Raw genomic sequence first — 18,692 nt, 5'->3', positions numbered from 1 at the left:
TTACGCTTCCACGTCTTTATCAAATTCAATAGGCGTGGAGTTTAACGATAAATCAGTTATAAAAGACCGGTCATTAGACTGCCTTGATTGCAACCGAAATTGCGATGGCGTCATGGCGTATTTTTTCTTAAATACATCACAAAAATAGGCATTGCTACCAAACCCACATCGATGGCTAATTTGAAATACCGAATAATTTGAGAAGGTTAAATAATTTAATGCCATTCCCATTCGCACATCCAATAATAATTGGCGGAATGATACCCCTTCTCGATTAAGGTGCCTACGCAACGTCGATGGTGTGGTAAATAAGACCTTAGCCACATCCTCTAAGTGCCATTTTTTCTGCGGTTCTTGGGTAATTAAATGGGTAATGGCTTGGTTTTTCGGCTCATCATAATTAAAGCGGAAAATGTTGAGAATATCGACGCCCGCTTGGTATATCGCCAGTAAAATAAAGTACAGGCTTTGCTTCATTAACAACGCTTCTTGAGATTGGCTTTGTTGTTTTAATGGTAAACATTGCTTGAGCAAACTGAAATTATCACTGACCGTTTCAGGGGTTAATACCTGAAACGTGGGAACGTGGCTCGTTAGCGGCGCGCCTGACTTCATTAAGGTCTTTAATAATAAAAAGACCGATTCTAACTCTGAGTCCGCAATCGACAGTGTGTGCAGCTCAATCGATTGATTAGATGCGCACTCCATATTGCAGGAGACTTGGCTGTATTTTGGAATAATGAGCGTCAAATTAGACTGAACATCAATAGATTGACCATTAATCACCACATTCCCTTTCGCTCCTTGCAGCATGGCTATCATCGCGCTTTCAATATAAAACGCTTTTAACACCATTTGGCTTGATGAAAGAAAATATTTATATTCCATAATCTCAATAAACTTTGGTCAAAGTCAGAAATCATCTGCTAGAAAAAGCAGCTTGATGGGCAGACAGAAATACAGCCATTCAGATAAATAGCAAATAATTACGCTAGTTAATGGCTTCCGCTACCTTGCTAGAATGCGGCTCAGAATATAGTCCTGTTAAGTAAAAATCGCAATATAGAGATCCGCTCATTTTTTACTGTTATTTTATGCATTGTGCATTTTTCTAAATAAATTGCTATTTAATTGAAAGGCAATTTTCGATAGAAGGTGTAAAATCGCGCGTCAGATGAATACGAGCCTATAACGCATCATTATAGATAATTATTTTTCGTGTTCATTCACATCCTACCCTACTTGCATTGGCTTATACCACTTAGGGGCTGTTTATCTTTGCTGCTGATTTTTACAGCTAAAAAAGGTCAAAAAAAACAATTCAAAAAATAGATAAAAGTGTGTCAATCAAGCTGACTTATTATTTGAGTTAAGTATTGTGCATAAATACTGCCCTACGGGTTCGATTAAAGCACGTTTCACTCATTTGATGCGACGTTGAGAGACTCTTGCCTAAAATGGCTTTAATTCGAATAAAAATTGACCATCAAAGATAAACAGCCCCTAAAGCCCAAACCATTCGGTGAGGGGTATAACTAAACATGTTCGCGTATTGTTCATTACCTGATTTGCAGGAGAAAGTATGTCTGAGTTTTCAGGATCAGGTTGGTTAGCTGAGATTTTTTTACGCTATGAACTCAAACGGGGTACAACACGCCTGACCGATAAACAACATATCGGCCCTTTAATGGTGCAAAGGCCATTTTACCCCGAACCAAGGGTTGCCCACACCTATTTACTTCATCCCCCTGGTGGTGTGGTGGGTGGAGATAAACTCCTGATTAATATTGACGTGCAGCCGTATGCCCATTCACTGCTGACCACCCCAGGTGCGACCAAATTTTATCGCAGCGCAGGCGGTATTGCCCGACAAGTACAGAATTTAACGGTTGCCGCTGAGGGCTTTTTAGAGTGGCTACCGCAGGAAAATATTTTTTTCCCTGATGCACAGGTTAGGCTAGAAACCCATATACACGTCGCTGCATCATCAAAATTTATCGGCTGGGAAATTCAATGTTTAGGCCGCCCTGTTTTGGGGGAATGGTTTGAAAATGGCGATGTGCGTGGGCGCTTTAATTTTTACATTGATGACACCCTTACGCTGACTGAATCCCTGTTTATCGATGGCACACAAAAACAGTCTGCTGTCATGCGTGAGTTTCCCATGATGGGGTCGATGTACATTTACCCTGCCAGTGATGAATTAAAAGAAAAAATCCAACAACATTTAGGTGATTTTTTATCCCCAACGGATAGCCCCATTGAGTATGGGCTAACGGATGTGGATGGCATTTTAGTTTTACGATTATTAGGCACGCAAACTGAGCCGATGATGGCGTGTTTTGCCCATATTTGGCAAACCACGCGGCAGTATTGGCTAGGTTATTGCCCTGAACCTCCCCGTATTTGGGCAACATAAATTTTTCGTTTTAGGAGCAAAAATGGAACTCACCCCAAGAGAAAAAGATAAGTTATTGCTTTTTACCGCAGGCCTTGTCGCTGAAAGGCGCTTAGCCCGTGGGTTAAAACTGAATTACCCAGAAGCCGTTGCCCTAATAAGCTGCGCCATTATGGAAGGCGCACGTGACGGAAAAACGGTCGCCCAACTAATGAGCGAAGGCAGAACGGTGCTCAGTGCGGAGCAAGTCATGGAAGGCGTGCCTGAAATGATCAAAGACATTCAAGTGGAATGCACATTCCCTGACGGCACAAAACTTGTGTCCATTCACGACCCAATTGTATAGGCGGCAATATGATCCCCGGTGAAATTAAAGTGAATCAGGCTTTAGGCGACATCGAACTGAATGCGGGTCGTGAAACCAAAACCATTCAAGTGGCAAATCATGGTGATAGACCGATTCAAGTCGGCTCTCATTACCACTTTTATGAAGTGAATGATTTTTTGAAATTTGAACGAGACGGCACGCTCGGTTTTCGTTTAAACATCCCTGCGGGTATGGCGGTGCGTTTTGAACCAGGCCAAAGCCGCACGGTGGAATTGGTGGCATTTAGCGGTAAACGAGAAATTTACGGCTTCCATGGCAAAGTCATGGGTAAATTAGAGAGTGAGAAATAACCATGAAAACCATCTCACGGCAAGCGTATGCGGATATGTTTGGGCCAACCCAAGGCGACCGTGTACGCTTAGCAGATACAGAACTGTTTTTAGAAATTGAAAAAGACTTCACCACCTATGGGGAAGAAGTCAAATTTGGTGGCGGTAAAGTCATTCGTGATGGTATGGGGCAAAGCCAAGTCACTAGCGATAAATGTGTCGATGTGCTGATCACCAACGCCATTATTTTAGACCATTGGGGCATCGTTAAAGCCGATATCGGCATCAAAAATGGCCGTATTGCAGGTATTGGTAAAGCGGGTAACCCTGATGTACAGCCGAATGTGGATATCGTGGTTGGCCCTGGTACAGAAGTGGTCGCGGGTGAAGGCAAAATTGTCACCGCAGGCGGCGTCGATACCCACATTCACTTTATTTGCCCGCAGCAAGCCGAAGAAGGCTTAGTTTCTGGTGTCACCACCTTTATTGGTGGTGGAACAGGCCCTGTCGCAGGCACTAACGCCACAACGGTCACACCGGGCATTTGGAATATGTACCGCATGTTAGAGGCCGTAGATGAGCTGCCAATTAACGTGGGGCTATTTGGTAAAGGCTGCGTAAGTCAACCCGAAGCCATTCGTGAGCAAGTGACCGCAGGCGCAATTGGCCTGAAAATTCACGAAGACTGGGGCGCAACCCCGATGGCAATCCACAACTGCTTGAATGTCGCCGATGAAATGGACGTGCAAGTGGCAATTCACTCCGACACCTTAAACGAAGGCGGCTTCTACGAAGAAACAGTAAAAGCCATCGGTGGGCGCGTGATCCACGTGTTCCATACAGAAGGCGCAGGGGGCGGTCATGCCCCTGACGTGATCAAATCCGTTGGGGAGCCAAATATTTTGCCCGCCTCGACCAACCCAACCATGCCGTACACCATCAATACAGTGGACGAACATCTGGATATGTTGATGGTGTGCCATCACCTTGACCCGTCAATTCCTGAAGATGTGGCCTTTGCTGAGTCACGTATTCGCCGTGAAACCATTGCCGCCGAAGATATTTTGCATGATATGGGGGCGATTTCCGTGATGTCTTCGGACTCCCAAGCTATGGGGCGTGTTGGGGAAGTGATTATGCGCACGTGGCAATGTGCCCACAAAATGAAATTGCAACGCGGCACGATGGAAGGCGATACCCCAGACAGCGATAACAACCGTATTAAGCGCTACGTGGCGAAATACACCATCAACCCTGCGTTAGCCCATGGTATTGCTCATGAAGTCGGATCGATAGAGAAAGGCAAATTAGCCGATATCATCCTGTGGGACCCCGCATTTTTTGGCGTCAAACCTGCGCTTATCATGAAAGGTGGCCTTGTGGCGTATGCGCCAATGGGGGATATCAACGCCGCCATTCCAACGCCGCAACCTGTGCATTACCGCCCAATGTATGGCGCTCTCGGTAAAGCGAAGTACCAAACCTCGATGATTTTTATGTCAAAAGCGGGGATTGAGGCGAGCGTCCCCGAAAAGCTTGGCTTACAAAGCTTAATCGGCCGTGTTGAGGGTTGCCGCAATATCAGCAAGGCCTCCATGGTGCACAACAGCTATGTGCCGCATATTGAGCTAGACCCTCAAACCTATATTGTTAAAGCCGATGGCGTACCGCTGGTGTGTGAGCCAGCCACTGAGTTGCCAATGGCACAACGTTACTTTTTATTCTGACCCCTGATTAAGAGCCAGAAAATGAAAAAATTTATTAAAGTCGTTCCACCAGAACAACAGACAGACACTGAATTGTCCCTATGCTTAACCATGGATGAACGCACCAAAAGCCGCTTAAAAGTCACCTTAAGTGATGGGCAAGATGCGGGGTTATTTTTACCCCGTGGCACCATTTTAAAAGAAGGGGATATTTTAGCGACAGAAGACGATGAACAGGTCGCCATTATCGCAGCAAAAGAGCAAGTTTCCACCGTTTACAGCGATGACCCTCTGTTACTGGCACGGGTTTGCTACCACTTAGGTAACCGCCATGTTCCTCTGCAAATTGAAGCAGGCTGGTGCCGTTATTTTCACGACCATGTTTTAGACGATATGGCGCGTGGATTAGGTGCAACGGTCAGTGTGGGTCTGGAAAAATACCAACCAGAACCAGGGGCTTATGGCGGTTCATCGGGTGGTCATCATCACCATCATCATGACCACGATGATCACCATCACCACCACTAATCAGATTCAGGGAGTGTATCGATGCTAGCGGATTTGCGTTTATACCAATTAGTCAGCCCGTCCTTACCTGTGGGGTCATTTACCTATTCCCAAGGGTTAGAATGGGCGATAGAAAAAGGCTGGGTGACAACGCCAGATACCCTCGCCAATTGGCTAACGGCACAAATGACTCACGCAATCGCGACATTGGAACTCCCTGTTCTGCGGCAAATTCACGCCAATCTTTCACGCTCTGACTGGCAGCAGGTGACTTATTGGTGTGACTTTATTATTGCCAGCCGTGAAACCAAAGAGCTTCGCCAAGAAGAGCGCCAGCGAGGCATTGCCTTTGCCCGCTTGCTCCCCCAACTGGCGATTGAGCTTGATGCCACGGCATTAGCGTGCGTGAAAAAAACACAATTAATGGCCTTTGCCCTTGCCGCCACGCATTGGAACATTGACGTTGAAAAGCTGTGCACCGCCTACACGTGGGGCTGGCTGGAAAACACCGTGATGTCTGGCGTGAAATTAATTCCACTGGGTCAAAGCGCGGGGCAACATATTTTGTTTACCCTTGCCGAACGTATCCCTGAAATTGTGGCGCAATCTGCCACATGGACGGTTGATGATATCGGCAGTTTTACCCCTGCACAAATCATTGCCAGCAGTCGGCATGAAACCCAATACACTCGACTTTTTCGTTCATGAGAAAACACACAATGCAAGAATATAACCAACCCCTGCGAATTGGTGTCGGTGGCCCTGTTGGTTCAGGGAAAACCGCCCTATTAGAAGTTTTATGTAAAGCGATGCGCGATACTTACCAAATTGCCGTCGTGACCAATGATATCTATACCCAAGAAGATGCCAAGATCCTTACCCGTGCCGAAGCATTAGACGCCGACCGCATTATTGGTGTGGAAACAGGCGGCTGCCCTCATACCGCCATTCGTGAAGATGCGTCGATGAACTTAGCCGCGGTTGAAGAATTAGCCATGCGCCATAAAAATCTGGATATTGTATTTGTGGAAAGTGGCGGCGATAATCTGAGCGCCACATTCAGCCCAGAGCTGGCGGACTTAACCATTTATGTTATCGACGTCGCAGAAGGCGAAAAAATCCCACGTAAAGGCGGCCCAGGGATCACCCATTCCGACTTATTAGTGATCAATAAGATTGACCTCGCTCCCTATGTTGGCGCGTCATTGGAAGTGATGGAAGCCGATACCGCCAGAATGCGCCCAGTGAAACCGTATGTTTTCACGAATTTAAAGAAACAAGTCGGCTTAGAAACCATTATCGAGTTTATTATCGATAAAGGCATGTTAAGGCGTTAATCGCTTTCGCCACAGAGAATAGGCTTATCTAGCCTGATTTTCTGTGGTTTTTATCCATATTCACTTCATGCTATACCTGATTCAGTAAAACAGAATGGGTACTGGTGAGAGGTTTACCAAACACACCGTAAAGCCCTGTCGTTCAGGCTGGGGAGGATGTCAATGAAGCTCAGAAGCTAATAACCGGATATATGATCGCATATTACAACCGAGTCAGGCCTCATCAATAGAGTAATGGATTCACGCCCAATAAATCTGAACGACTATTTTGGAAAAACTCGAAAACAGTGGCCAAATTTTATTGACCACTGCACGTTTATTTTATGGGAGATCAACTTATTGCTGATATTAATTTTTAACTTTTTCTGTTAAATCATCACTATAGGTTTCTTTCGTAGCACAGACGCAAGCTATTGTCACTAAAGCCATGCACGCTAAAAATGCAGAGATAGGCCATGAATTCCCCCCCGACCATACCAGTAAAAGCGTTGCAATCATTGGAGTAAGTCCACCCACAACATTTGCGAGTTGGAAACCTAAAGACACACCGGTATACCTGACTTTTGTATCAAACAACTCAGAGAAAAATGCGGGTTGTACACTAAACATCATTCCTAATCCGACTGAATAACAGAATGAGGTGGCGAACATAAACATTTTAACGGAGCCGCTATCAATCATCCAAAATAAAGGAAAAGCAAAGATAAAAGTAATTGTGGCACCCGCTAAATAAACAGGCCGACGCCCGATTTTATCCGATAACCAACCAAAGAATGGGAAGGTAAAAATGCCACAAAAACTCGCTAGCAATAAACCGTTTAATGCTGTTTCACGAGTGAAATCTAACTCACGAGTCACATACGACATGAAAAATGCCACAGTTAGCCACCCTAACACAATTTCCCCCATGCGCATGCCCATGGCTAGAAATACAGATTTACGGTAATGCTTTAATACTGTTAATACTGGGTATTTTTGTTCTTTCGTTTGGGTTGTTTCTTGTTGGCGTTGGTTTTCTTTAAACACTGGGGTTTCTTCAATATTTGATCGGATATATAACCCAATAAATAATAACAAAATACTCACTAAGAAAGGCATTCTCCAACCCCAGGACATTAAATCATCCTCTGGCAACATGACAACTAAAGCAAAAACTCCCGTTGCAATAAACAGCCCTAATACATTCCCTAATTGAACAAAGGTACCAAAAAAACCTCGACGATGACGTGGCGCATATTCCGTAATTAGTGTTGTCGCACCTCCCCACTCACCTCCGATGGCAAAACCTTGGCAAAGACGTAGAAAGATTAAGAGTAACGGAGCCGCATTTCCTATCGATTCATAAGAAGGGATTAATCCAATGCAAAAAGTGGATATTCCCATAATCATCAACGAAATCACCAACGATTTTTTACGGCCTATTTTGTCTCCATAGTGACCAAAAACGATGGCACCAATAGGACGACTCACAAACGTGATAGACAACGTTAAAAACGAAACGATCAATGCCATTAACGGCGATAAATTTGGGAAAAATAGTGTTGGAAAAACTAATGCCGCTGCTGTGCCATAAATAAAAAAGTCATAAAACTCAATGGTTGTTCCTGCTAGTCCTGAGCCAAGAACGGTAACAAGCTTACGTTGCTGCTTTTTTTCTTGTTCACTTTCTTCATGTACCTGAGCTGTACTTGTCGTGGGTGTTAGTAGTGTCATTTTCAAATCCTCTACACGGTGATTATCGGTGTGCTTGCATTCGTTATATTATGTAAATATTTTGTTGTTTGCTAACTCGAGTTAGCTGATAATAGCAAAGGATATGATTGCTCAAAGTTATTATTTATAATTTTGTGATGACGATCTTTTAATCTCTTATATTGCTTTGATTTATAAATCAAAAATATTTTATTCATTAATATAACATTATATTTTCACTGATTTCATACAAAAAATTGAAGGTGAGCAAACTCAGCACAACAACTCAAACGAACACAACAGAAGAAAATTAAACAAATCATTAACATTCGAAAGATGTCAAAATAAAACCAAGCTCTTCGCAAAATAATAGATATAAAAATAAATACTTGAATTACAATGAATTAAAAAACCAACCATGATATTCATCACATATTTAGTTTAAACAAATTGTGTTACACAACCAATAATAATATTTTGCTAACTCGAATTAGCACACTTGGCACACTCAGCATTTATCATCAGGAGAGCTTCCTATGTTGACTTTTACTCCCCCTAACCGTCCAAAATTAATAACAACTCAACCCAATGAAGTATTATTGGTGACAAATGCTGACTTACGCGAACCTGCGAATGTGACCTGTTGGCCCACGCAGTCTCTGTATGAACAGCGCTTAGCCGATGCGCTAAACACCCTTGGCTACCAAGTCAAACGGGCGCACCCCGTGGATAAAGAAAGAGGACATGGGTTCATCAGTAACCAGCGAGAAGGAAGTGATATTTTTGCGCAAATAGCACCTGATGCCCCCGTTATTGTGTTATTAACGGCATGGCAATATTCACACCATATTGCCCCTTCATTAGTCCATCATCGCGGCCCAATTTTATTGTTAGCCAACTTTGATGGCACATGGCCAGGGCTAGTTGGTATGCTGTGTATGGCGGGTTGTTTAACAAGTTTAGGCTGCCATTATTCACGGTTGTGGTCTGAAACATTCACTGATGAATTCTTTATGAAAGGATTACAGACGTGGCTTGATGATGGTTTTCTCAATCATAAATTGGATTATTTATACCCGCTAAAAGCAACTGATGCCGTTATGGGAACCCCTGAGGGCAAAATTGGCCGTGAAATGGGCCAAGCCATGTTGCGTGATAAAGCTATTATTGGTTTATTTGATAGTTTTTGCATGGGGATGATTAATGGTGTTTTCCCACAAAAATCAATGATTGATATTGGAATGCCGATTGAATCCTTATCTCAATCCGCCTTGCTAGTAGAAATGCAAAAAGTACCACAATCCCTACGAGAAGCCTGCTTGGCATGGTATCAATCCCAAGGAATGACATTTAAATTTGGCACAAACCACAGCAACGAATTAACCCGTGATCAAGTATTAGAACAGTGTGCCATGATGATTGCGATGGCTCGGTTCACAAAAAGATTTGGTTTAAGCGCTGTTGGGGTGCAATACCAACAAGGCTTGAAGGATAGTTGTGCTGCCTCTGACTTTGCAGAAGGCGCTATCGGTAACTCTGCACGCTTCCCTATTCCCGATGAAAACGGTGAAATCATTGCTCCAAACTTGCCTATCACCTGTATTAATGAAGTGGATATGGGTAGCGCTATTCCGCAAGTCATTATGGCTAAGCTATTGCAATCATTAAATATTGCTAGTGAAACAACATTACATGACATTCGTTGGGGAAGCGAGTATGAAGGCACTTTCTATTGGGATTTTGAAATTTCAGGCGCAGTTCCATTTGCACACCTAAAAGGCGGTATTGCTGGGGCAACAGGTTATCGTCAGCCGCCAATGTTCTTCCCTTTTGGCGGTTCCACAATCGCAGGGCAAGGGAAAAAAGGCCGCTTTATCTGGGCTCGTGCCCACTATGAAGGGCTCCAAGTGGTTATGCATATTGGGACTGGTACCGCCGTTGAACTTCCAGATGCCGAATTTGAACGCCGCCGCTTAGCAACAAACTATGAATGGCCATTATTAAATGCTGTACTTGATGGTGTTTCCCGTGATTCATTAATGGCGGGGCATCAAAGTAACCACCTGTCGATTGCCTATGTTGATGAGGACGTTTTAGGTAACGTAGTCCAAGCCTTTGCAGCACAAGCGATGACGCAAAATATTCATGTGTTGATTGCTGGGGATGCCCGTAGATATTTTATCCATCAATAAATAAAAAAATAAGGAACATGTTATGACTGACCCTCTTTTCTCACTACAAGATAGAATAATTATTGTCACCGGTGGATTAGGGCAACTTGGCGTACAGTACGTCAAAGCCCTGCATGAGCGTGGGGCCAAGGTTGCTGTATTAGCAACCCACGTTACACAAGTGCGTCTGACTCAGGTATTAGGCTCATTGAAAGACTCTCCTCGCATCGCATGCTATGAAGTTAATATTACAGATAAATCAAGTATTAATGGCGTATTAGATCGCATTGAATCTTCATGGGGAACACCTGATGGTTTAGTGAATAATGCAGGTATCGATACCCAACCAAGCGCGCCACCTGAAGTATCAGGCCCATTTGAAGATTTTCCGGAAGAGGTTTTCCGTGAAGTGGTTGATGTAAATCTCGTCGGAACCTTTTTGATGACCCAGCAAGTCGGAAAACGCATGAGAAAGGCACAAAAAACTGGGTCCATCGTCAATATTGGTTCGATTTATGGTGTTGTGTCACCTGTTCAAGATATCTATAGCTATAAAAAGGAGGATACGGGTATTCCTTTTATTAAGCCTGTTGCCTATGCAGCCGCAAAATCAGGTATCTATAATTTTACCCGTTATTGTGCAACTTATTGGGGAAAAGAAGGTATTCGAGTGAATACATTAACGCTTTCTGGCGTTGCTCGGCAGGATCAAGATCCACGATTCCAAAAAAATTACACTGACCGCATTCCAATTGGTCGCATGGCTAATCCCGATGAATTTAATGGTGCTATTGTCTTTATGCTTTCTAACGCATCTTGCTATATGACTGGCGCAAACCTTGTTATTGATGGAGGCTGGACAGCATGGTAAATCAACAGCAAGACAAATGGGCTAAATTTCGCGGGATTATGTCTGCCATTGTGACCCCAATGCATGACAACGAAGATATAAATACGACAGCATTAGCCATGCTTGTGGAGCACCAAATCGCCCGTGGTGTTGAAGGGTTTTATTGCTGCGGGTCATCTGGTGAAGGTCCACTGTTACATTTAGATGAACGAAAACAAGTCCTTGAAACCATTATCACTAGTAGTAAGGGAAAAGTGCCTGTCATTAGCCACATTGGAGCCCCGAGAACTCAAGATGCCGTCGAATTAGCAAAACATGCGCAAAGTGTGGGGGCGAGTGCCGTTTCTTTAGTCCCTCCTTACTATTATAAATACAGTAATGAAGCGATCATTCGGTATTACCAACGTATTTTAGATGAAACATCGCTGCCAGTTATTTTGTATAACATTCCTCAGTTTACAGGGGTCGAGCTAGACCTTGAAATGGCAAAGACGTTATTTAGCAATGAACAAACATTGGGGGTGAAGCATACCTCTCACAACCTTTACGCCTTAGAACGTATGGTGGATAAGCACCCTGAAAAAGTTTTCTTTAATGGTTTTGATGAAATTTTTCTTTCCAGTTTGGCAGCAGGGACCACGGCAACAGTGGGGACAACCGTGAATATTCAGCCTGAACTTTTTCTCGCGGTTCGCCACTGTTTTGCTAAAGGGGATTTTTTCACTGCACAAAAACTGCAGCATCAAATCAACGATGTCGTTGAAACCATGGTCAATAACGGTATTTTTCAATCAACAAAATACTTGGCAGGACTAGAGCTCGACTATTTAGGCCCTGTAAGAGAACCGTTTATCCCTCTGAATGTACAACAAAAACAAGCACTCGATAGCTTGAATTCCCGTTTACAAGAATATATCCACGCAGCACGTGCCTTAATCTAGTGAATCAATGAGCCCTTATTCTCGGGGCTCAGTCTCCCTTAGATATCCCTAGCGACCGATAAAGGCCGATAAATTAACGTCATTGGCACTGTTATTTTCACATTGCTCTTATCACCTTGAAGCTTATTTTGCATTAGATGAAAGGCATGTTGTGCCCATGCATCTTCATTCTGCCCCATGGACCAAACCGCATTTGGTAAAAAACCGAGCATGTCGCTTTCATCAAAAGTACCTATCGGAATTTCCTGAGGAATAAACCCATAAACCTGACGGAGTGCGCTCAATGTCCCTTCTAAGATAGGCAATGACGAAGTAATGAAAGCGGAGGGGGGTTGCTTATTTTTCTTTAAGAATTCATGCATTAAATGTTGCCCATCTTCTTTACGATTATGGCGCGCAGTTAAAACCCAGCTCTGCCGCTCTGGCATTTCATTTAAATAACCTTGTAAACGGCTCTGAATTGACGGTTGTTGGGTATCACCCGCAATAAAAAATAAAGGCTCAACGTTGACGGCCTTTTTAATGGACTGAACTAATGTTTTACTACCGCTATAGTTGTCACTTAGCACCAAAGGAACGTCCATTTCGCCGAAGTCTCGGTCTAAAAATATAATAGGCCGCTTACGGGCTAATTTTCGATGATGTAGCTGAGTTTCTAAAGAAGAAGGGACAATAAATAACCCATCAACATTGCGTTCTAACAAGCTCCGAACGACTTCTTTTTCGTGTTTAGGGTCACTATAAGAACAAGCAATAATCAGCTGATATCCTGCTTTTTGACAACAGGTTTCAAGTTTTTCAGCTAAAGTTGAGAAAAATAAATTCGATAACCGAGGAACAACAAGAGCAAGCGTGTCAGTTTTGTTTAGTTTCAAACTGCGAGCCGCGTAATTAACCACCAGTCCATGGGTTTCAACATAAGACTGAATCCGTTCTTGGGTCGCTTTGCTAATACGGTATTGCTCCGCTTTTTGACTTAAAACTAACCGAACCGTCGTCACTGATAGGTTTAAATCGTTCGCAATTTGCTCAACAGTTTTTGCCATAAGTTCGCTATAATCATTTATAAATAAATTTAAGTATAAACTAATTCGAGTTAGCAATATAGACTAGGCATACAACTGTTAAACTGAGTGCACGAAAAAACACATAAATGACCACGCACGCTGACACCTTCCTTTTGAGCAAAACAAGTCAATATACTGACGATAACAGCAATTGAGTATAAGGGTGCTTTGGTTGCGTAAAAATCGCATCAACGCTGCCCATTTCCACAATTTTTCCTGACTTCAGTATCACAATGCGGTGGCTAATATGCTGTACCACCCCCAAGTCATGGGAGATAAACACCATCGCCAACCCCAGCTTTTGCTGTAACGAAGACAACAAGTCCAACACTTGAGCTTGCGTCGTCACATCAAGGGCCGAGACAGGCTCATCACAAACGAGGATATCGGGTTCACAGGCCAATGCTTGGGCAATTGAGATACGTTGCCTTTGCCCGCCAGACAATGAGGCGGGCCTACGTTTCAATAGCTGACTATCGAGCGAAACTAAAGATAACAGTTCATTTATTCGCTGTTGTTTCTGCACAGCGGTGAGTGTCGAATGCAGTTCAAGCGGCTGCAACAGCACTTGCTCCACCGTATGTTGCGGATCAAAAGAACTTAATGGGTCTTGCACAATCGTTTGAATTCGCGGACGAAGCGCTCTACGCTGACGCTCTTTTAGCGTACTCCACGGCTGGTTAAGTAACTCAATACGGCCATTACTCGGTGTTTGCAATGCTAAAATCAGTTTGCCTAATGTCGTTTTGCCTGAACCTGATTCGCCAACAATACCGAGTGTTTCCCCCCTTTTAAGGGTCAAGGAAATATTATCAACCGCCTGTAATTTTTGCCCATTTGGTAATCGAAAAGCACGAGAGACCTGATCAACGGATAACACCGTATCAGGTTCTGCACCTACTGATGATGAGGTCGCGGGTTCTGACCAATTTGCTAGAGGATCACGCCCTGTCAGCCAAGTTCCTCGTGAATGCCGGGTAGGCACAGATGACAATAATTTTATTGTGTAAGGGTCCTGGGGAGATTTAAGCACCTGGTGAACATCCCCACTTTCTCGCGGGCGCCCATGCTGCATCACTATCACTCGGTCGGCGATATCGGCGACGACCGATAAATCGTGAGTGATTAATAAAATGCCAATCCCTAACTGCGCTAATGATTTAAACTCTTCCAATATTTGCTTTTGAATAGTGGCATCCAACGCAGTCGTCGGTTCATCCGCAATTAATACCCGCGGTTGTCCCGCCAATGCAGATGCGATTAGCGCCCTTTGACGCAACCCACCCGATAATTCATGGGGGTACATTTGTGACCGATTAAGGGGGTCAGGTATTCCAACCATCTCGAGTAAGGCGTTAACTTTTTGGGGGATTTCGCTACGTGACGCTAATCGATGAGCCAGTAGTGGCTCTGCAATTTCTTGACCTATTTTGCGTAAGGGATCTAAAGACGTCAGAGCATCTTGTAACACAAAACCAATTTCTCGTCCGCGTATCTTTCGCCAATTAGATTGGCTTTGATGGCGTAAATCAATTTCGTGGCTTGCCCCTTGAGGGTCAGTGTGAAGCAGTGCTAAGCGTTTAGCAGAGACCTCTGCGTTATCCCCCGTAAGGCCGACTAACGTGCGAGCTGTTACGGATTTTCCTGAGCCCGATTCCCCAACTAATGCAATAATTTCACCCGCATGTAATGTAAAAGAGACCCCAGAAACTGCGTGAAAATTTTCATTTTGCGATAAAAAACGCACATGCAAGTCTTCAACCTGCAAAACCGCTCGGCCTTGTTCCGTGATGTTAGGATTCATTAAAATTCACCTCGCGCAATCAATCGCTGTATGCGTCTTCCCATCAATGTAATGGTGATCACTGATAATGCAATCACCGTTGCTGGCATTAAACTTATCCATGGCGCACTGTCTAAATAGTTTCGGCCATCCGCAAGTAAAGCCCCCCATTCTGCGGTTGGCGGAGTAACTCCCAACCCTAAGAAACTCAATGCCGAAGCGGCTAACACCGCATGACCAACACCAATGGTGGCTAATATGAGTAACGGGCGCAGTGTATTGGGAATAATATGTCGAAAAATAATACGGTTTGCTGGCATTCCGAGTGCAACAGCATGCTCAACATAACCAGAGGATTTCACCAGTAAGACTTGCGAACGGACTAGGCGCGCATAACCTGCAATTGCCGCAATCCCAACCGCCAGCAATGTATTTTCGGGCCCACGCCCTAATACCGCTATCACTAATAACGCCAGCAATAAATCTGGAAAAGCCAACATGATATCGAGTAAACGCACCAGTGGTGTACGGATAAACCTCGGGGTCAATACAGCCGCATTGCCTAGTAAGATGCCGCCTAAACATGCAATTAATGTGGCACCTAAACCAATACTGAGTGATAGCGAAGTACCATAAACCACCCGTGTATAAACATCTCGGCCTAATTGGTCTGTGCCAAACCAGTGTTCAGTACTCGGAGGTTGCAAAATAGCCGTTAAATCTACCTCATCCGGTGCATAATGAGTAAACCAAGCTGGGAAAAACATCGCGAGCAACAATATCGTCAACACCATACTTGGTAACAATAGGCCACGATATTTCATGACAAATTGGGAGAGCACCCGCGGCCGCGCCACATTGATTCCATATACATCACTACTCATCAGATAGCCTCCTGTTTACGTAAGCGAGGGTCGATTAACAAATAAAGGCCATCAATCAATAAATTAATCACAACAAATAAAAAAGCAGAAAACATCACGAGCCCAAGTACCAACGGCATATCCCGGTTTTCGATGGCGCCTAACATAATTTGACCAATGCCCGCTCGCCCAAAAACCGTCTCCGTTAATACAGAACCTCCCAGTACCGACGCTAGCAATGTGCCGGTTAAGGTTGATATAGCCAATGCCGCATGGCGCAAGACATGACGAGCCCGTAGCATAAGTTCACTGACTCCCCGCATCCTAACCGTCGTGGCAAAAGGCTGAGCTAATGCCTCTTCCATACCATCACGCAGTACCTGACTTAACACGGCAATTAACGGTAGACTCAACGTAATCACTGGTAATACCAGTGATATCACCCCTTGATTGCCAGTGACAGGAAACCACTGCAATGAAAAACTAAAAATACTGAGCAGTAAAATACCAATCCAATACACTGGGGTACTCAGTAAAATGAGTTCTAAACCAACAATCAGGTCTTTCGCTTGATGCCGACGTCCTGCGGTTAAAACGGCATTAATAATCGAAACCAATAACGCAAAACCTAATCCGCCCAATGCTAAAGGCAAGGTCTCTTTTAACCCATTACCAATCACTGAAATAACAGGTTGACGGTATAAATAACTCTGACCTAAATCCCCTATCAATGCATGCCCTGAATAACTTATGTATTGCTGCCACAAGGGCTTGTCTAAACCAAATTGATGAATAATCTCCGCTCTGACGGTTTCATCAACTACCCCTTCGCTACCCGTTATGACACTAACTGGGTCACCCGGTATAAATTTAACCACCGCAAAAGAGAGTGTTGCCGCGCCCCAAAGCACGGCAATAATCATCAATAAGCGATAGCTAACTAACCGGAACTTACGGTTTAATCCATGCATCATAGAAATTCGGCTTCGCATTAGTCGCCCAGTTAATACCCTGAACTTGTTTAGAGACACCAAGCTGATAAGCTGGGATATAAAGTGGTACAACATAAGCTTGGTCAATAATTTCACGTTGGATTTCATGATATAGACGCTCCCGCTCTGCATCATTCGTTCCTACCGCCTCAGATAATTGCTTATCCAATGTATTCACACGAGCGTGGTTGTTACCTTGTGGTGGCGTAAATGCAGAATGGAATGCGGTACGCAAAATATCGGGTTCAGGGCGAACAAAGAAGTTTGATGCAATATCATAATTACTCGTCGCCGTTCGCTCATTGAATACCCCCGCATCAACAGGGTCAAATTGCAGGTTAAAACCCGCTTTTTTGGCCTGCTGCTGAACCGCTTGGAACAAGGTGACGTCTGCGGCTTCTACGTTCGTGGGTACATAGGTAAAGCGCACAAGCAGCTGCTGGCCATCTTTCGTGCGATAGCCCTCTTTATCTCGCTGGCTCCAACCCGCTTCATCTAATAAGCGCCCTGCTTTTTCAGGGTCATAACCCCATAAATTACGTACGGATGGGTCGTAATACAGCGTTGCTGGCCCTAACACATTATCGGCGGCACGTAATGAACCAAAAAAGGCCGCATTCACCGCGACAGAAGGGTCAATCGCACTTTGGAATGCCTTACGTAATTTCACATCTGAAAATACACCCTTACCTGTATTCAAATACAATACGCGGTTAACACCAGGATTTTCATAAGTGATCACATTCAGCTTGGGGTTATTTTTAACTTGTTTAAAATTCACTGGAGGAACTGCATCAATGGCTTGAATCTGACCGCTGTTTAGTGCTCCCAAACGAACCGAGGCTTCTGGCAAATATTTAAATTCAATGTGATCTAAATACGCGGGGCCTTGATGAGTCGCATAACCAGGCCCCCAATTATAGTCAGCACGCTTGGTTAACTTGCTGCCACTTCCCTTCACAAATGAATCTAAGAGGAATGGCCCCGAGCCCACCAAAGTGAAACTGGTATTTGGGGTATTCTTCAAATATGTCGGCGATTGAATGCCAAGGTACGGTAAGCTTAAGCCTTGTAGTAAGGGTGCAAATGGTTCGTCATAGCGAATCACCACCGTATACTCATCGGGGGTAGTAATGGAAGTAATGGGACCTAATAATGATTTTGAATAATGGGAAATTGTTTTAGGGTCTAAAATACGCTCAAAATTGTACTTAACCGCCTCTGCATTAAACGGCGTGCCATCACTAAACGTGACATCTTTGCGTAAATGGAATACATATTCTTTATTGTTATCGTTGATTTCCCAGCTATCCGCTAGCCACGGTGTAAAGCGGTTGTCCTCTGCTTGGCCCACTAATGAATCTAGCACATTTCGTGACACCACAGCGGCAACTGAATACGCTGTCAATGATGGATCAATAATTGGAGTATCACTGCCTAAGCCCACGGTTAGCGTTCCACCACTGACGGGGGTTTCTGCTGCGGCAAAACTTAAAGGTGCTGCCAATAGACTCAGTGCAACGGTGGCCGTTGTTAAAATATTGGCATTGTTTTTTTCAAAATAGGTATGTCGTTTACTCATCCTTTATTCCTTTTCAAATGGTCGCCGCATAAATTGCGTTAGCTCTACTCTATGAATAGGAATTTAAAGAGAGAAAGAATAAAAAAAACTGAGTTATTTATTTTAATTATAAGGCAATTAAAAAACCGAACTAATTAATCACAATC

General features: G+C 44.0%; 17 protein-coding genes and 1 pseudogene. 11 read left to right on the top strand and 7 right to left on the bottom strand.

Features of this window, described 5'->3' with window-relative positions; genetic code table 11:
- Positions 1–888 carry an AraC family transcriptional regulator gene (locus PR808_RS10910; RefSeq protein ID WP_272539287.1) on the bottom strand — a complete coding sequence of 296 codons (888 nt, stop codon included), beginning with the start codon at positions 886–888 and terminating at the stop codon, positions 1–3.
- A 694-nt stretch (positions 889–1,582) separates the two neighbouring features.
- Between PR808_RS10910 and PR808_RS10905 the strand changes: the two genes are divergently transcribed.
- The 8 genes and pseudogenes from PR808_RS10905 to PR808_RS10870 all read left to right on the top strand — a co-directional run.
- Complete coding sequence (locus PR808_RS10905; protein WP_206083662.1) at positions 1,583–2,419, top strand: urease accessory protein UreD; 837 nt, start codon at positions 1,583–1,585, stop codon at positions 2,417–2,419.
- Positions 2,420–2,441: 22 nt separating this feature from the next.
- Positions 2,442–2,744, top strand: a complete 303-nt coding sequence (locus PR808_RS10900; protein ID WP_206083661.1) for an urease subunit gamma — start codon at positions 2,442–2,444, stop codon at positions 2,742–2,744.
- 8 nt (positions 2,745–2,752) lie between these two features.
- Complete coding sequence (locus PR808_RS10895; RefSeq protein ID WP_219244484.1) at positions 2,753–3,076, top strand: urease subunit beta; 324 nt, start codon at positions 2,753–2,755, stop codon at positions 3,074–3,076.
- Positions 3,077–3,078: 2 nt separating this feature from the next.
- Entirely contained in the window at positions 3,079–4,782 is a 1,704-nt protein-coding gene (gene ureC / locus PR808_RS10890; RefSeq protein WP_272539286.1) for an urease subunit alpha, read from the top strand.
- A 21-nt stretch (positions 4,783–4,803) separates the two neighbouring features.
- Complete coding sequence (gene ureE / locus PR808_RS10885) at positions 4,804–5,289, top strand: urease accessory protein UreE (protein WP_272539285.1); 486 nt, start codon at positions 4,804–4,806, stop codon at positions 5,287–5,289.
- A 21-nt stretch (positions 5,290–5,310) separates the two neighbouring features.
- A complete protein-coding gene (locus PR808_RS10880) occupies positions 5,311–5,976 on the top strand; it encodes an urease accessory protein UreF (RefSeq protein WP_206083657.1) in 666 nt (221 codons plus the stop codon).
- An 11-nt stretch (positions 5,977–5,987) separates the two neighbouring features.
- Positions 5,988–6,605, top strand: a complete 618-nt coding sequence (ureG, locus tag PR808_RS10875; RefSeq protein ID WP_125890373.1) for an urease accessory protein UreG — start codon at positions 5,988–5,990, stop codon at positions 6,603–6,605.
- Positions 6,606–6,769: 164 nt separating this feature from the next.
- Positions 6,770–6,910: pseudogene (locus PR808_RS10870) on the top strand (IS3 family transposase); the annotation flags it as partial.
- Positions 6,911–6,953: 43 nt separating this feature from the next.
- On the opposite strand, the gene PR808_RS10865 reads toward PR808_RS10870, so the two are convergent.
- Positions 6,954–8,318: an MFS transporter gene (locus PR808_RS10865; protein WP_272539284.1), complete on the bottom strand. Its 1,365-nt coding sequence runs from the start codon at positions 8,316–8,318 to the stop codon at positions 6,954–6,956.
- A gap of 515 nt (positions 8,319–8,833) precedes the next feature.
- Between PR808_RS10865 and PR808_RS10860 the strand changes: the two genes are divergently transcribed.
- The 3 genes from PR808_RS10860 to PR808_RS10850 are packed head-to-tail and all read left to right on the top strand — an operon-like array spanning position 8,834 to position 12,259.
- Positions 8,834–10,489 (top strand): signal transduction protein, encoded by a 1,656-nt coding sequence (locus tag PR808_RS10860; RefSeq protein ID WP_206083655.1) that lies wholly within the window; start codon positions 8,834–8,836, stop codon positions 10,487–10,489.
- 22 nt (positions 10,490–10,511) lie between these two features.
- Positions 10,512–11,339, top strand: a complete 828-nt coding sequence (locus PR808_RS10855) for an SDR family oxidoreductase (RefSeq protein WP_272539283.1) — start codon at positions 10,512–10,514, stop codon at positions 11,337–11,339.
- Positions 11,333–12,259, top strand: coding sequence for a dihydrodipicolinate synthase family protein (locus PR808_RS10850; protein WP_272539282.1), 927 nt, complete (start codon positions 11,333–11,335; stop codon positions 12,257–12,259). Before PR808_RS10855 ends, PR808_RS10850 begins: the two co-directional genes overlap by 7 nt.
- A gap of 38 nt (positions 12,260–12,297) precedes the next feature.
- On the opposite strand, the gene PR808_RS10845 is transcribed toward PR808_RS10850, so the two are convergent.
- From PR808_RS10845 to PR808_RS10825, 5 genes are all read right to left on the bottom strand, one after another.
- Entirely contained in the window at positions 12,298–13,305 is a 1,008-nt protein-coding gene (locus PR808_RS10845; RefSeq protein WP_206083652.1) for a substrate-binding domain-containing protein, read from the bottom strand.
- A 148-nt stretch (positions 13,306–13,453) separates the two neighbouring features.
- Positions 13,454–15,130, bottom strand: a complete 1,677-nt coding sequence (locus tag PR808_RS10840; RefSeq protein WP_272539281.1) for a dipeptide ABC transporter ATP-binding protein — start codon at positions 15,128–15,130, stop codon at positions 13,454–13,456.
- A complete protein-coding gene (locus PR808_RS10835; RefSeq protein WP_241016817.1) occupies positions 15,130–15,933 on the bottom strand; it encodes an ABC transporter permease in 804 nt (267 codons plus the stop codon). Before PR808_RS10835 ends, PR808_RS10840 begins: the two co-directional genes overlap by 1 nt.
- A gap of 59 nt (positions 15,934–15,992) precedes the next feature.
- Entirely contained in the window at positions 15,993–16,946 is a 954-nt protein-coding gene (locus tag PR808_RS10830) for an ABC transporter permease (RefSeq protein ID WP_206083805.1), read from the bottom strand.
- Positions 16,924–18,546, bottom strand: coding sequence for an ABC transporter substrate-binding protein (locus PR808_RS10825; RefSeq protein WP_206083649.1), 1,623 nt, complete (start codon positions 18,544–18,546; stop codon positions 16,924–16,926). Before PR808_RS10825 ends, PR808_RS10830 begins: the two co-directional genes overlap by 23 nt.
- Positions 18,547–18,692: the final 146 nt, after the last annotated feature.

Origin of the sequence: Providencia sp. PROV197, from assembly GCF_028479625.1 — a bacterium.
Lineage (GTDB): Bacteria > Pseudomonadota > Gammaproteobacteria > Enterobacterales > Enterobacteriaceae > Providencia > Providencia vermicola.
Note: the sequence above shows the minus strand (reverse complement) of the source record. Positions and strands in the feature narration are given on the sequence as shown.

What these genes read in the sequence shown, in the direction of transcription:
- PR808_RS10910 (WP_272539287.1), bottom strand. Translation starts at nt 888, where the DNA reads ATGGAATATAAATATTTTCTTTCATCAAGCCAAATGGTGTTAAAAGCG.
- PR808_RS10905 (WP_206083662.1), top strand. Translation starts at nt 1,583, where the DNA reads ATGTCTGAGTTTTCAGGATCAGGTTGGTTAGCTGAGATTTTTTTACGC.
- PR808_RS10900 (WP_206083661.1), top strand. Translation starts at nt 2,442, where the DNA reads ATGGAACTCACCCCAAGAGAAAAAGATAAGTTATTGCTTTTTACCGCA.
- PR808_RS10895 (WP_219244484.1), top strand. Translation starts at nt 2,753, where the DNA reads ATGATCCCCGGTGAAATTAAAGTGAATCAGGCTTTAGGCGACATCGAA.
- ureC (WP_272539286.1), top strand. Translation starts at nt 3,079, where the DNA reads ATGAAAACCATCTCACGGCAAGCGTATGCGGATATGTTTGGGCCAACC.
- ureE (WP_272539285.1), top strand. Translation starts at nt 4,804, where the DNA reads ATGAAAAAATTTATTAAAGTCGTTCCACCAGAACAACAGACAGACACT.
- PR808_RS10880 (WP_206083657.1), top strand. Translation starts at nt 5,311, where the DNA reads ATGCTAGCGGATTTGCGTTTATACCAATTAGTCAGCCCGTCCTTACCT.
- ureG (WP_125890373.1), top strand. Translation starts at nt 5,988, where the DNA reads ATGCAAGAATATAACCAACCCCTGCGAATTGGTGTCGGTGGCCCTGTT.
- PR808_RS10865 (WP_272539284.1), bottom strand. Translation starts at nt 8,318, where the DNA reads ATGACACTACTAACACCCACGACAAGTACAGCTCAGGTACATGAAGAA.
- PR808_RS10860 (WP_206083655.1), top strand. Translation starts at nt 8,834, where the DNA reads ATGTTGACTTTTACTCCCCCTAACCGTCCAAAATTAATAACAACTCAA.
- PR808_RS10855 (WP_272539283.1), top strand. Translation starts at nt 10,512, where the DNA reads ATGACTGACCCTCTTTTCTCACTACAAGATAGAATAATTATTGTCACC.
- PR808_RS10850 (WP_272539282.1), top strand. Translation starts at nt 11,333, where the DNA reads ATGGTAAATCAACAGCAAGACAAATGGGCTAAATTTCGCGGGATTATG.
- PR808_RS10845 (WP_206083652.1), bottom strand. Translation starts at nt 13,305, where the DNA reads ATGGCAAAAACTGTTGAGCAAATTGCGAACGATTTAAACCTATCAGTG.
- PR808_RS10840 (WP_272539281.1), bottom strand. Translation starts at nt 15,130, where the DNA reads ATGAATCCTAACATCACGGAACAAGGCCGAGCGGTTTTGCAGGTTGAA.
- PR808_RS10835 (WP_241016817.1), bottom strand. Translation starts at nt 15,933, where the DNA reads ATGAAATATCGTGGCCTATTGTTACCAAGTATGGTGTTGACGATATTG.
- PR808_RS10830 (WP_206083805.1), bottom strand. Translation starts at nt 16,946, where the DNA reads ATGATGCATGGATTAAACCGTAAGTTCCGGTTAGTTAGCTATCGCTTA.
- PR808_RS10825 (WP_206083649.1), bottom strand. Translation starts at nt 18,546, where the DNA reads ATGAGTAAACGACATACCTATTTTGAAAAAAACAATGCCAATATTTTA.